This is a genomic window from Actinokineospora sp. PR83, assembly GCF_021056305.1.
Taxonomy (GTDB): Bacteria; Actinomycetota; Actinomycetes; order Mycobacteriales; family Pseudonocardiaceae; genus Actinokineospora; species Actinokineospora spheciospongiae.
Genome location: NZ_JAJCXD010000085.1, coordinates 45,721 through 58,158, shown reverse-complemented (window position 1 = coordinate 58,158; position 12,438 = coordinate 45,721). Strand labels below are relative to the sequence as shown.

General features: G+C 74.3%; 11 protein-coding genes. 5 read left to right on the top strand and 6 right to left on the bottom strand.

Annotated elements, in window-relative coordinates:
* Window positions 1-123: 123 nt before the first annotated feature.
* The 3 genes from L6E12_RS27360 to L6E12_RS27350 are packed head-to-tail and all read left to right on the top strand — an operon-like array spanning window position 124 to window position 3,141.
* Window positions 124-1,122 (top strand): efflux RND transporter periplasmic adaptor subunit, encoded by a 999-nt coding sequence (locus L6E12_RS27360; protein WP_236230798.1) that lies wholly within the window; start codon window positions 124-126, stop codon window positions 1,120-1,122.
* A gap of 1 nt (window position 1,123) precedes the next feature.
* On the top strand, window positions 1,124-1,822 hold the full coding sequence (locus L6E12_RS27355) for an ABC transporter ATP-binding protein (RefSeq protein WP_236230797.1): 699 nt from the start codon (window positions 1,124-1,126) through the stop codon (window positions 1,820-1,822).
* Window positions 1,822-3,141 carry an ABC transporter permease gene (locus tag L6E12_RS27350; protein WP_236230796.1) on the top strand — a complete coding sequence of 440 codons (1,320 nt, stop codon included), beginning with the start codon at window positions 1,822-1,824 and terminating at the stop codon, window positions 3,139-3,141. The genes L6E12_RS27355 and L6E12_RS27350 overlap by 1 nt, the downstream gene beginning before the upstream one ends.
* A 75-nt stretch (window positions 3,142-3,216) precedes the next feature.
* Here the strand turns inward: L6E12_RS27350 and L6E12_RS27345 are convergent, their stop codons facing one another.
* The 3 genes from L6E12_RS27345 to L6E12_RS27335 form a co-directional block, all read right to left on the bottom strand.
* Window positions 3,217-4,452, bottom strand: a complete 1,236-nt coding sequence (locus L6E12_RS27345; protein WP_236230795.1) for an MFS transporter — start codon at window positions 4,450-4,452, stop codon at window positions 3,217-3,219.
* A 35-nt stretch (window positions 4,453-4,487) separates the two neighbouring features.
* On the bottom strand, window positions 4,488-4,868 hold the full coding sequence (locus L6E12_RS27340) for a MerR family transcriptional regulator (protein WP_236230794.1): 381 nt from the start codon (window positions 4,866-4,868) through the stop codon (window positions 4,488-4,490).
* A gap of 129 nt (window positions 4,869-4,997) precedes the next feature.
* On the bottom strand, window positions 4,998-5,891 hold the full coding sequence (locus L6E12_RS27335; RefSeq protein WP_236230793.1) for a serine/threonine dehydratase: 894 nt from the start codon (window positions 5,889-5,891) through the stop codon (window positions 4,998-5,000).
* 68 nt (window positions 5,892-5,959) lie between these two features.
* Between L6E12_RS27335 and L6E12_RS27330 the strand changes: the two genes are divergently transcribed.
* Window positions 5,960-6,991, top strand: coding sequence for a methionine synthase (locus L6E12_RS27330; RefSeq protein ID WP_236230792.1), 1,032 nt, complete (start codon window positions 5,960-5,962; stop codon window positions 6,989-6,991).
* A 280-nt stretch (window positions 6,992-7,271) separates the two neighbouring features.
* Here L6E12_RS27330 and L6E12_RS27325 read toward each other — a convergent pair whose 3' ends face one another.
* From L6E12_RS27325 to L6E12_RS27315, 3 genes are all read right to left on the bottom strand, one after another.
* On the bottom strand, window positions 7,272-8,546 hold the full coding sequence (locus tag L6E12_RS27325) for an MFS transporter (RefSeq protein ID WP_236230791.1): 1,275 nt from the start codon (window positions 8,544-8,546) through the stop codon (window positions 7,272-7,274).
* Window positions 8,547-8,616: 70 nt separating this feature from the next.
* Window positions 8,617-9,729 (bottom strand): PLP-dependent cysteine synthase family protein, encoded by a 1,113-nt coding sequence (locus L6E12_RS27320; protein ID WP_304523920.1) that lies wholly within the window; start codon window positions 9,727-9,729, stop codon window positions 8,617-8,619.
* 984 nt (window positions 9,730-10,713) lie between these two features.
* Complete coding sequence (locus L6E12_RS27315) at window positions 10,714-11,640, bottom strand: LysR family transcriptional regulator (protein ID WP_236230790.1); 927 nt, start codon at window positions 11,638-11,640, stop codon at window positions 10,714-10,716.
* Window positions 11,641-11,710: 70 nt separating this feature from the next.
* Here L6E12_RS27315 and L6E12_RS27310 point away from each other — a divergent pair, with 70 nt between their 5' ends.
* Window positions 11,711-12,436: a succinate dehydrogenase cytochrome b subunit gene (locus tag L6E12_RS27310; RefSeq protein ID WP_236230789.1), complete on the top strand. Its 726-nt coding sequence runs from the start codon at window positions 11,711-11,713 to the stop codon at window positions 12,434-12,436.
* Window positions 12,437-12,438 lie beyond the last annotated feature (2 nt).

The window sequence follows — 12,438 nt, the reverse complement described above, 5'->3', positions numbered from 1 at the left end:
CTTCGCGGGGCGCCCGGCGTCTTCACTCGGTGGAGACGCCGGTCCGACCCGTGCGACCGCCTCTATCCCCCTTGTGTATACACTCAGTGTGTACCGGTTGACATCGACCTCTGGGGGGTACCGGTGACCACACGTCCACTGATCCCGCTCTTCGCTTCCGTCTTCTTCTCCGCCGTGCTGTTCGCGGCGGGCTGCTCCACGGCGGACTCCGCCACGCCCGTCCCCGAGATGGCCGAGCGCGGGACCACGCTCACCTCGGCCAAGCTCGCCAGGCAGGACATGACCAACAAGGTCAGCCTGACCGGCAAGGTGACCATCAACCCGATCTTCGGCCTGGTCGCGCCCGCCGACGGCGAGATGCGCTACGTCGAGGTGAAGGACGTCAAGGGCACCCCGACCAAGCCGACCCGCGCGGGCGCGGTGTGGGCGGGCGGCAAGCCGACCGACGTCGACGTGCCCGCGGGCGCGACCTTCGCGGGCAGGCTGGTCGACGACCGGGCCAAGGTGACCGCCGGGATGCCGGTCGTGTCGGCCAAGTTCGGCGGCTACGGCCTCGTCGCCGACATCGACGGCGCGCAGGCCTACACGCTCTCCGACGGCCTGGCCGCGATCAAGGCGCAGATCAAGAACGGGCCCGGCCCGTTCGACTGCGCCGTGCTGGGCACCATCGCCGCGCTGCCGCCGGGCACCATCCCCGACCCGCCCGCGCCGCCCGCCGCCCCGCCCGCGCAGTCGAACCCGTCCGGCCCCCCGCAGGCCCCCGTGGCCCCGCCCGCCGAGCAGCCCAAGGACACCCGCTCGCCCTCGGAGGCCACCGGGATGCGCCTGGTCTGCACCCCGCCCGCGGACGTCAAGCTCATCAACGGCGCCGAGGCCACCCTGGAGGTCATCACCGCGCGGGCCACCGGCGTGCTGGTCGCCCCCGTGGAGGCGGTCGCGGGCAGGCAGGGCGCGGGCAAGGTCGACGTGCTCGGCCCCGACGGCGCCCGCCGCACCGTGGACGTGCAACTGGGCCTCACCGACGGCCGCGTGGTCGAGATCCGCGGCGGGCTCACCGGCGACGAGACCCTCGCGGTCCCCGGCCCGAACCTGCCCGAGGCGCCGCAGAAGTCGGGGAACTGACGTGACGCCCCTCATCCAGCTCTCCGGCCTCACCAAAACCCTGACCGGTCAAGGGGAACCGCGCCCGATCCTGTCCGGTGTGGACCTGACCGTGCACGCGGGCGACAGCGTCGCCATCCTCGGCCGCTCCGGCTCCGGCAAGAGCACCCTGCTGAGCCTGATCGGCCTGTTCGACCGCCCCGACGGCGGCCAGTACCTGCTGGGCGGCAAGGACATCACCCGCGTCCCCGAGCGGCGCGCGGCCCGGCTGCGCAGCGAGGAGTTCGGCTTCGTCTTCCAGCGCTTCTTCCTGCTCAAGCACCTCACCGCCGCGCAGAACGTGGCCATGGCCCTGGTCAACGGCCAGGGCTGGGCGGGTCGGCGCAACCGGCGGGCGAAGGTCATGGCGGCGCTGGAGCAGGTCGGCATCGCGCACCTGGCCAAGCAGCGCCCGCCGCGGATGTCCGGCGGCGAGCAGCAGCGGGTCGCGATCGCCCGCGCCCTGGTCCGCCAACCGAAGATCCTGCTCGCCGACGAGCCCACCGGCGCCCTCGACACCGAGACCGGCGCGCTGGTCATCGACGTGCTGCACTCGGCCACCGACCGCGGCTGCGGGCTCATCCTGGTCACCCACGACCACGCGCACGCCAACCGGATGCAGCGCGTCGTGCGGCTGACCGACGGGGCGCTGCGGCCCGAACCCAGGGGGGTGCTGATCTGATGGCGCTCTCCGGGAAGCTGCGCTCGGCGGTCATCATCGGCGGCCAGGGCATCCGCGCGCGCAAGCTGCGCACGTTCCTGTCCATGATCAGCCTGTTCCTCGGCGTGCTCGCGGTGGTGGCGGTGCAGGCCGGGTCCGAGATCGCCAACCGCGCACTGCTGGCCGACATCGAGTTGCAGCAGGGCAGGGACGGCAGCGTCAACGTGTCCCTGCCGCAGCACGCGAAGACGGTGGAGATCACCCAGGAGGTGCTGCGCGGCCACCCCGAGGTCGTCGGCGCCACCAGCACCAAGGCCACGATCGGCGAGCCGGGGGTCGTCGCGATCAACCCCGGACCCTCGCCGTTCAAGTACGCCGACCGCTCCCAGGGTTCCTACGAGGTCGTCTGCGAGCCGAACGGCTACTGCGAGCAGCGCAGGGTCGAGAACCCCGCCCCACCCGGGCAGGCGATCGAGCTGCAACTGGTCGGCCTGACCGGCGACATCCGCCAGTTCCGGCCGTTCCAGACGCGGGCGGGCCAGTGGTTGGACTTCAGCGGTGAACCGTCGCTGTCACCGGGGCTCGTGCTGAACAAGGAGGCCGCCACCGGCTTCGCCCAGAACCGCGTCCCGGCGCAGATGCGCCTCGTCGGCGGTACCGCCGACGCCACCCCGCGCATCCTCGGCGTGGTCGACGACGGTTCGAGCATGCCCACCGCGTACGTGCGCGCCGACGAGCTGTTCACCTGGCTCTCCCCGGGCGCGGCCACCCCGGACCCGCGCACCGGTGGCGGCGCGTCGATGACCCTGTACATGTGGCCGTCGAGCGAACCGGTGGTGCAGACCCTCACCGCCCGCCTGACCGGGGTGGGTGCGGACCCGTCGCAGCTCTACAGCAACACGGTCAATTCGCGTGAGCGGATCGGCTCCCAACTCGACCTGATGCGGTGGATCTTCCTCGGCATGGCCGCGCTGGTCCTGCTGATCGGCGTCGCGGGCATCCTCAACGTCGGCCTGGCCACGGTCGGCGAGCGCATCGAGGAGTTCGCCCTGCGCCGCGCGGTCGGCACCCCGAGGCTGCTGCTCGCGGGCATCGTGCTGGCCGAGACCCTGATCATCGGCCTGCTCACCGCCGCAGCGGCCATCGGGGTGGGCGTGGTCGGGCTGCAACTGGCGGGGAAGGTGCTCGGTTCCCAGACCCAGTTGTTGCAGGACGTGGAATTCCCCTGGCAGGCGGGCGCGGCCGGGGTCGTCGCCGGTCTGGTCGCGGGCATCCTGGGCGGGTTGCTCCCGGCGATCCGCGCCGCCCGCATCCCGATCGCCACGGTCATGCGCGCCTGAACCAGGACCCGCCCCGGAACCCGCGTCCACAGCCGTTCCGGGGCGGTTCCCGGCGGCCTGCCCACCCCGCGTGGCCTACAGCCCCGTGTCAGACCCGGTGGGCTCAGCCCGTTCCCGGTGCTGCTGCTCGACGAGCCGTTCCTGGTCGGCACGGACCGACCGCGCCGGGGGGAAACCCGCCCGGCGGGCCAGTGCCACGACCACGACACCGACAGCGGCCAAGCCCGCGGCGACCCAGGGTGTCGCGGCCACCCCCGCGGTGTCGAGCACCGCACCGCCGAGCAGGGATCCCCCCGCCATGCCGATGTTCCACCCGGTGACCCAGATGGAGTTCGCGGTGTCGGCGGCGTGCGGGGCGGCGCGGACCCCCGCGGTCTGCATGAGGACGGGCATCGCGCCGTGGGTGAGGCCCCACAGCGCCGCGCACCCGAGCAGCGCGGGCGCCGACGACGCGACCACCCCGAAGCCCGCCAGGCACAGCGCGCACAGGCCCAGCACGGTGAGCGCGCTCAGGCGCGGCGCGCGGTCGGCGGTCGCCCCCGCGGCCCACACCCCGGCCAGGGACCCGAGGCCGAAGACGAACAGCACCGTCCCCGCCGCCACGCCCCGGTTGGCCACGAACGGCGCGATGTAGGTGTAGAGCACGTAGAAGCCGAGCACGACCGCCACGGACGCGCCGTTGACCGCGGCCACACCGGGGATCCGCAGGACCGCGGTCATGCCCGCGCCGCGGGTGGGCGGGGGTGCCGCGACGGGCGGCAGCACGCGGAGCCCGACCACGGCGAGCACCGCCGCCATCGCGCTGAGCAGGCCGAAGGTCGCCCGCCAGCCGACGAGGTCGGCCAGCGCGGTGCCCGCCGGGATGCCCAGGGACAGCCCGATCGTCATGCCCGCCAGGGCCGTGGCGATGGCCCGGCCGCTCCGCTCCGGGTCCAGGCGCGCCGCGTAGCCGGGCACCAGTGCCCAGAGCACCCCCGCCGCGACCCCGGAGAGGACGCGGGCGGCCAGCGACAGCGGGAAGGACCCGGACGCCGCGGTGACGAGGTTGGTCGCCGCGAACGCGACGAGCAGGGCGACGAGCAGCGCCCGCCGGGGGACCCGCAGGGTCAGCGCCGTCATGGGGATGGCGGTGACGGCGGCGGCCAGCGCGTAGCCGGTCACGAACAGCCCGGCGCGGGACTCGCCGATCGCGAGGTCGGCGCTCAGCGCGGGCAGCACGCCCGCGGGCAGCGCCTCGGTCAGGATCGTCACGAACGAGGCGGTGGCGAGGACCAGCAGGCCGGTGGAAGACCGGGGTGGGGGTGGAGTCATGCCCCGACGGTGCAACCCTCACGCTCGCGTGAGGGTCAAGCGGGTGTGAGCCGCGTCGCGGCCGCACGCGCGTCGCGCAGGTAGGCGTCGAGCGCCTCCCGGTCGCGCGTCAGGCACCGGATGCGCCGGTCCAACTGCTCCCGCCGCGCGGCCACCTGATCGATCATCTCCTGGCACGGGACCCGCGGCAGCAACGCGGCCGGGCCGTCGAGGTAGGGCAGGATGTCGCGGACGATCCGGGTGGGCAACCCGGCCTCGATGAGGCGGCGGATCTGCCGGACCACGTCCTCCGCGCCCGCGCAGTACTCGCGGTAGCCGTTGTCCCCGCGCGCCGGGCGGATCAGGCCCTCGTCCTCGTAGTGACGCAACGCGCGGACACTGACCCCGGTGGCTCGTGCCAACTCACCGATCCGCATGCGGCCCACCCTCGCCCTCGTGCCCGCGCCCGGGCTCCACCGTACTCGCCAGATCCGACAACGGAAGCCGGTGCGGAGTCCCCACTCGCCGTCGGGCTGCCACACGCGTGACCGCGTCGTCTCCCGAAGTCACGCCCCAGCGGGCTCCCACTCGGAATTGGCGCCGCACAGGACGAGGGCGGGGAGCTCGGCATCGATGTCCCCGCCCAGCCACGCCGCGAACGGCGCCGCCGCCGCGGGCTCCACGGCCAGCCGGAACTCGTCCCACAACCGGTCCCGGGCGGCCAGGATCGCGCCGTCGTCGACGAGCACCGACCGGGCGCCCGCCGCACGCAGGACGTCGAACGGCAACTCCCCGACCCGGGTGGCCCCCAGCGCCGAAGCGGCGACGGAATCGGTGGGGGAGTCCACCGGCCGCCCCGCCGCCAGCGCGTCGTGCAGGGCCCGGCACCGCGTCGGCTCCACCGCGAACACCGGCAACCCGGTCAGCGCCGACCCGGCGGCCAACCCGCCCCCGCCGACGGCCACCACCACCGCGTCCACGTCCGGCGCCTCGGCGATGACCTCGGCCGCGCAGGTCCCCTGCCCCGCCACCACCAGCGGGTGGTCGTAGGCGGGCAGGTACAGCGCCCCCGCCGCATCCGCCTCCGCCAGCGCGGCCCGCGCCGCCTCGGCGTACCCGGTGCCGTGCCGCACCAGCTTGGCCCCCGCCGCCTCGATCAGCGCCGCCTTCGCCGCGGGCACCGACGCCGGCACGAACACCGTCGCCGGGACGCCGAGCAACCGGGCCGCGGTGGCCACCGCCGCACCGTGGTTGCCACCCGAGGCCGTCACCACGTGGGCGGGCAACTCCCCACCCAGCAGGGCGTTGAGCGCGCCCCGCAGCTTGAAGGACCCGCTGAGCTGGAGGTGCTCCAACTTGAACACCACCGGCCGCCCGTCCACCTCCGCCCGCAGCAGCGGGGTCCGCCGGGCGTGGGGGGCGATCCGCCCGGCCGCGGCGGTGACGTCGGCGTGGTCCACAGAGGGCTCCTCGGGTGTGTTGAGGGGTTGCCCCCACTGTAGGCCGACCGATCCACCACACTGCTGTGGTGACCACCGCACCCTGGGCCCCCGGCTCCGCCACCGGCGTCGGCTCCCTCCCCGGCCAGGACCCGCGCGAGGCCGCCGCCGTGGTCCTCGGCGAACTGCCCGACCTCCCGCACCTGCCCGAACTCCCCGGCCGGGGCCCGGGCGCCGACACCATCGGCCGCACGGCGGCGCTGCTGGTCGACCTGGCGGTCGAACTCGTCCCCTCCGGCTACCGGGTCACCGCCCACCGCGGCCTCGACCACCGCCGCGCCGAAGACCACCTCCGCCGCGACCTCGACGCCATCGAGGAGGCGGCCGAGACGGCCAAGCCGAAGCTGCTCAAGCTGCAACTGGCGGGCCCCTGGACCCTCGCCACCGGCGTCGAACTCCCCCGCGGCCACCGCGTCCTCACCGACCGGGGCGCCCTCCGCGAGTTCGGCGAGTCCCTGGCCGAGGGCCTGACCCGGCACGTGGCCGAGGTCCGCCGCCGCACCGGCGCCGAGGTCGTGGTCCAACTCGACGAACCCAGCCTCCCCGCCGTCCTGGCCGGATCCCTCCCCACCCCCTCCGGCTACGGCGTGGTCCCCCCGGTCCCCGCCCCGGACGCCCGCGACACCCTCGCCACCCTCGTCGACGCCGCCAAGTCCGCCACCGGCCACCCGGTGGTCGTCCACTGCTGCGCCCCCCGCCCCCCGGTCGCCCTCCTCCGCTCAGCGGGCGCCGGAGCCCTCTCCCTCGACGCCACCCTCCTGGGCACCATCCCCGCCGCCCTCTCCGACGACATCGGCGAAGCCTGGGACGCGGGGACCACGTTCTTCCTCGGCCTGGTCCCCAGCACCGACCCCACGTCCCCGGTCACCCTGCGCGGCCTGGCGGACCCGGCCCTCAAGCTGGTCGACCGCCTCGGCTTCCCCCGCACCCTCCTGGCAGGTTCGGCGGTCGTCACCCCCACCTGCGGCCTCGCCGGAGCCACCCACGCCTGGGCCCGCCGGGCGCTGTCGCTGTCGAGGGACCTGGGCAAGGCCTTCGTCGAACCCCCGGAGTCCTGGTAGCCCCCGTGGGCGCACGAGCAACGCGTCCCTGTTGCGCACACCGTTCGATCGATCTGCTGTCACGCACTGGGGTTCGTCCTCTCCTGCGGCCACGACTCGGGTGATCCGCCATCCGCACAGCGGCCTGCGGTGTCAAGCCGGGGCCGTTCACCGCGTCGCCTACCGGGCGGTCGGGGCGAGGCGGCCCACCAACCGAAGCCGAGGTCGTCAGCCCACTCGACCGCGGTCGGCGGGCCCCGACTGCCGCCTGGCTGGGCCAGGCGGCAGTCGGGAGCACGTCCTACACCTGTTGTCCAGCACGGGGTTCCGGTGACGGCTGGTCCGCGCTCAGCCTGCCGGACCGGGCCAGCGCGCGGACCGACCCGGCGCAGACCAGCCCGAGGCAGGCCAGGGCGAGCCACGGCAACCACGACAGGCCCGCGGCGCGCGCCAGGTCGAGCGCTGTGCCGGTGAGCAGGTTCCCGAGCAGGATGCCGATGCCGACGATCGTGTTGTAGAGGCCGTAGTGCGTCGCGACCAGTCGGTCGCGGGCCAGCGTGACGATCATGTCCAGCTCGAACGGGAACACCACGATCGTGCCCAGCGCCAGCAGCGCCGCGCTCAGCAGCAGCGCCGCCGCGGGCAGCACCGGTCGGGTGGGCGTGGCCGCGGTGAGCGCGGGCGGCACGAACGCCGCGCCCATCAGCGCCAAACCGGTGATCAGGCTCCGGGTCGGGCCGAGCCTGCGGCTGAACCAGGCGGTCACCCTGAGCTGCCCCGCGATCGCGAGCCCGCCGGACACGACGAACACCGCGGTGACCAACGCCGTGCCCGCCGTGCTGTTCCCGGCTATCCAGCGGGCTTGCAGCGGGAGTGCCAGGTACACCTGGAACGACAGCACCGACGACCCGATCATCGCGGCGGCGAACAGCAGGAACGGGCGGTTGGCGAGCACGGACCGCCAGACCGCGGTCACCGGCTCCCGGTCCGCGGACCGCTTGGTTGCCGCGCCGGGCAGCGCCCGGACCTGCAACCCCGTCAGCACCGCGAACACCGCGGCCGCGACCAGGCAGGTGAGCCGGAAGTCCACCGCGGTCAGCGCCAGCCCGACGACCGGCCCGAGCAGGACCCCGGCCTGGTAGAAGACGTTGAACAGGGCGAACGCCTCGACCCGTCGGGCACCGGAATCGTGCGCGAGGTAGGCCCGTACCGCCGGGTTGAACAGCGCCCCGGCGAACCCGGTCGCCGCCGAGGCGACCAGCAGCGCGGGTACCGCGTCGGCCACCCCGAGCAGCGCGAACCCCGCCGTGCGCAGCCCGCAGCCCGCCACGATGAGCGGCTTGTAGCCGATCCGGTCGGCGAGCGTGCCGCCGATGAGGAACATGCCCTGCTGGGAGAAGTTGCGGATGCCGAGGACCAGCCCGACCGTCCACCCCGCCAGCGCCAGGTCACCGGACAGGTGCACGGCCAGGTAGGGCATGAGCATGTAGAAGCCGAGGTTGATGGTGAGCTGGTTGAGCAGCAGCAGCCGCGTCGGGGCGCCGAACGACCGGTAGCCGGAGAGGATCCCGCTCATGCGGTCACCTCGCGGGTTCGGCGGTCTTCCCGGCGGGCGCACTGCGCCGACGGCCCGCTCGCACGCCCGCTCACGGGTCGGTCCTCTCGGCGGGAGCGACGACGGTGGCGCACCGGGTCCAGCGGGTGACCACGCGGTCCGTGGGCCGGTCCAGGTGGTCCGGTTCGCGGGCGGGCGGCCTGTCGAGCAGGTCGTGCGCGGCGCAGAACTCGTCGTTGTAGACCGTGTCGAAGTACCGGTGCGGGCCGTCGGGGAACACCGCGGCGATCCGGGTGTGCGGGTCCGCGGTCCGCGCCACCCACCCGGCGACCAGGGCGACCGCCCCGACGCTCCAGCCGCCGCTGGCGTGGCGCGACGCGGCCAGTGCCCGGCACGCCCACACGGCCTCGGCGGGGGCGACCCAGTGCACCTCGTCGAAGGCGGCGTGGTCGACGTTGCGCGGGTGGATGCTGGACCCGAGCCCGCGCATGAGCCGCAGGCGGGCGGGCTGCCCGAAGATGGTCGACCCGACCGTGTCCACGCCGACGAGCCGCAGGGCCGGGAAGTACTCCCGCAGCGCCCGCGCGATCCCGGCGGAGTGCCCGCCGGTGCCCACCGAGCACACCAGCACGTCGACCCGCCCGAGCTGCGACACCAGCTCCGCGGCCAGCGGCGCGTAAGCCGCCACGTTGTCGGGGTTGTGGTACTGGTCCGGGCAGTACGCGCCGGGGTTCGCCGCCACGATCGACCGCACCCGCGCGCGCCGGGCCTCCTGCCAGCCGCCCACCGGGTGCGGCTCGGTCACCACATCGACGCGGGCGCCGTACGCGCGCAGCATCCGGTGCAGGATCGGCTCCAGCCCGGGGTCGGTCACCAGGGTGACCGGGTGGCCGTGGACGATGCCCGCCAGGGCCAAGCCCAGGCCCAGCGTGCCGCTGGTCGACTCCACGACCATCGCGCCCGGCTGCAACTCCCCCCGGGCGCGCGCCTGCGCGACCATGTGCAGGGCAGGCCGGTCTTTCATGCCGCCGCCGGGGTTGAACGCTTCGAGCTTGGCCCAGAATCCCCTTCCGGGCGGGGACAGCGGCTGGTCCACCCAGAGCACCGGGGTGTTGCCGACGGCGTTCGCCGGGGTTCGGCAGGTCGCGGCGGCGGGCATCACCGGCGCGGGCCCACTCGGGAATGGGGGCACGGCTGTGGTCATCGATATCTCGATTCCGAGGTTTTCCGCCGGTACGCGCGGGCGGAAGCGGACGTGACAGGCCGCTCGGCACCGTCGGAACGCGGGGCGCGCGCCGACCGGGTGCCGTGGCTTCGTCAGCTCCGCGCTATCGAGATGTCGATCAGCAGGGCACGCCCGGAGACCACTGCCCCGCGTTCGACACGCGTGGGTGGCCGCGGCCGGGTCACCGCGCGGTCCACGGGCGCGGACAGGGCCTTGGCGGAGAGGTCCGCGCCAGGATCACCGGTTTGCGGGCCGCGGGGGGCGGCGCACACGGTGTCGGTCGCCGGGTGGTGCTCGTCGTGCCCGGAGGTCCCGCAGTCCTGGTGCCAACCGGTCGGGGCCGCGGCGGGGTGCGTGGTGGGGACGCCGTCCCCGATCGGGCAACAGACCATCAGGAGGGCGACAGCGACCGTGACGAGGACACGGGTGAGCGCGCTCCGCCGCCGGTGCGCGCTGGTCGGTGATCCCCCCACTCGGCCGAACGTACCAGTCGATGATCGGCCGGGGGACGGAAGTGTGGTGCGCCTCAATGAATACGCCTCGATGGGTGGTTCGTCGCTGTCCGGGCGTGGCGGTGGCGGGTTCTGCCACCGCCACGCCCACCGGGCGGGATCGGCGGAGGGGGTTCGGTTGTGGTGGTCGCCTCGTCCCACGCTGACGTGATCGCTGATCGAGGTGGCGGGTCGGGGGGTGTGCGTGAGGTGGCGGGTCGCGCAGGTCGGGGCGAGCCTGCGCTCAGCGGCCATGCGGCAGCCCCTCCGGACGGACGACCCCAGCCTGCGGCGCCTCCACGACTCCGGTGCCGCGACGGCCACGCGGCGGGTCACCCCGGCAGCGTCCTGGACCACCCGCCCTGGCCATCGGCAGCGCCGAGGAACTCGTCGAGAGCACCGCCGGGGTGGTGCTCTCCGAACGAGGTCGGTTCGTCAACGGCAAGGACGACCTGCCCGTGGTGGGTGGGCGTCAGCGCAGTGGTTCCACGCCCACCGGCAGCGCCCCCGCCGCCACCAGTCCGTCCAGGTGTCCCAGCAGCACCGACCGGAACGCCCGGGCCGCCGCCGTGGGCGGCACGTCCGTCCGGTGCGCCAGGGCCACCGTCCGCCGGATCCCCGCCCCCGCCAGCGGGGTGGCCCGCAGCCACGGCCGCCCGGGCAGCACCAGGCTGGGCACGATCGCAAGTCCCAGTCCGGCTTCGACGAACCGCAGCACCGCGTCCATCTCCCCGCCCTCCACCGCGAACAGCGGTTCGAACCCGGCGGCGCGGCACGCGTGCAGGGTGGTTTCCCGCAGGTCGTAGCCCACGCGGAACATCACCATCGGCCGGTCCCGCAGGTAGTCCAGGGGCACCGCCGCGGGCAGCGGGGTGGCGTCGGCGGCCGAGGCGACCACGAGGTGTTCGCGCAGGATCGGGGTGGAGGTCAGGGCCGGGTCGATGCCCTGCGGGGGGACGATCACCAGGGCGAGGTCCAGTTCGCCGCCGAGCAGGGCCGCGGTCAGGTCGCGGGAGCCGCCCTCCTCGACCACCAGCCGCACCCCCGGGTACGCGTCGTGGAAGGTGCGCAGGACGTCGGCGAGGACGCCGACGCAGACGCTGGGGGTGGCGCCGAGGCGGATGCGGCCCCGGCGCAGGCCGACCAGTTCCGCGACCTCCAGGCGGGCGGTGTCCACGTCGGACAGGATGCGCTTGGCGACGGGGAGGAGGGCCTCCCCGGCGGCGGTGAGGGTGACGTTGCCGCGGGCCCGGTTGAACAGGGGGGCGCCCAGTTCGGCTTCGAGGCTGTGGATCTGCTTGCTCAGTGAGGGCTGTGCCACACGCGCGCGCTCGGCGGCCCGGGTGAAGTGGCGGGTCTCGGCCACTGCCAGGAAGTATGCGAGCTGCTGCAACGTCATAGCCTGAGGCTATCGTGTCCAGCGTATTCATATATTGGACGACTTGTGGGGCCGCTCCTACGTTGGCGGCATGGCAGTCAGCACCGCGCCGGGAACCCCGGCGCCGCAACGGGTTCGGCGGTCTACCGCGGGGCGGGTGTGGTCGTCGACGGTGGGCAAGAAGGCCGTCATGGCCGTGTCCGGGGCGATCCTCTTCCTCTACGTCGTCGCGCACATGGTGGGGAACCTCAAGGCGTTCGCGGGGGCCGGGGCGCTCGACGACTACGGGGTGTTCCTGCGGGAGTTCCTGTCCCCGGTCCTCGGCTACGGCGGGTTCCTGTGGGTGGTGCGGGTCGTGCTCCTGCTCGCAGTCGTGCTGCACATGGTGGCCGCGGTCCAGCTCGCGCGGCGGGCGCGGAAGGCGCGGCCGGTCTCCTACGCGCGCAGGCCCAGGGTGCAGGGGAGCTACGCCGCGCGGACCATGCGGTGGGGTGGGGTGATCATCGCCCTGTTCGTGGTCTACCACCTGCTCGACCTGACCGCGGGCGTGCTCAACCCGAACGGCGTCGAGGGGGCGATCCACGCCAACGTCGTGGCCGACTTCCAGCGCTGGTACGTGGTGCTCGCCTACACCCTGGCCGTGGTGGCGCTGGGGTTCCACCTGCGGCACGGGCTGTTCAGCGCGCTGCGCAGCCTCGGCGTGGCCAGCGCCCGCCGGGCCGCCGCCGTGCGGGGGACCGCGCTGGGCGTGGCGGTCGTGATCACGGTCGGCTTCCTGGTCGTCCCGTTCGGCGTCCTCTTCGGAATCGTGAGGTGACC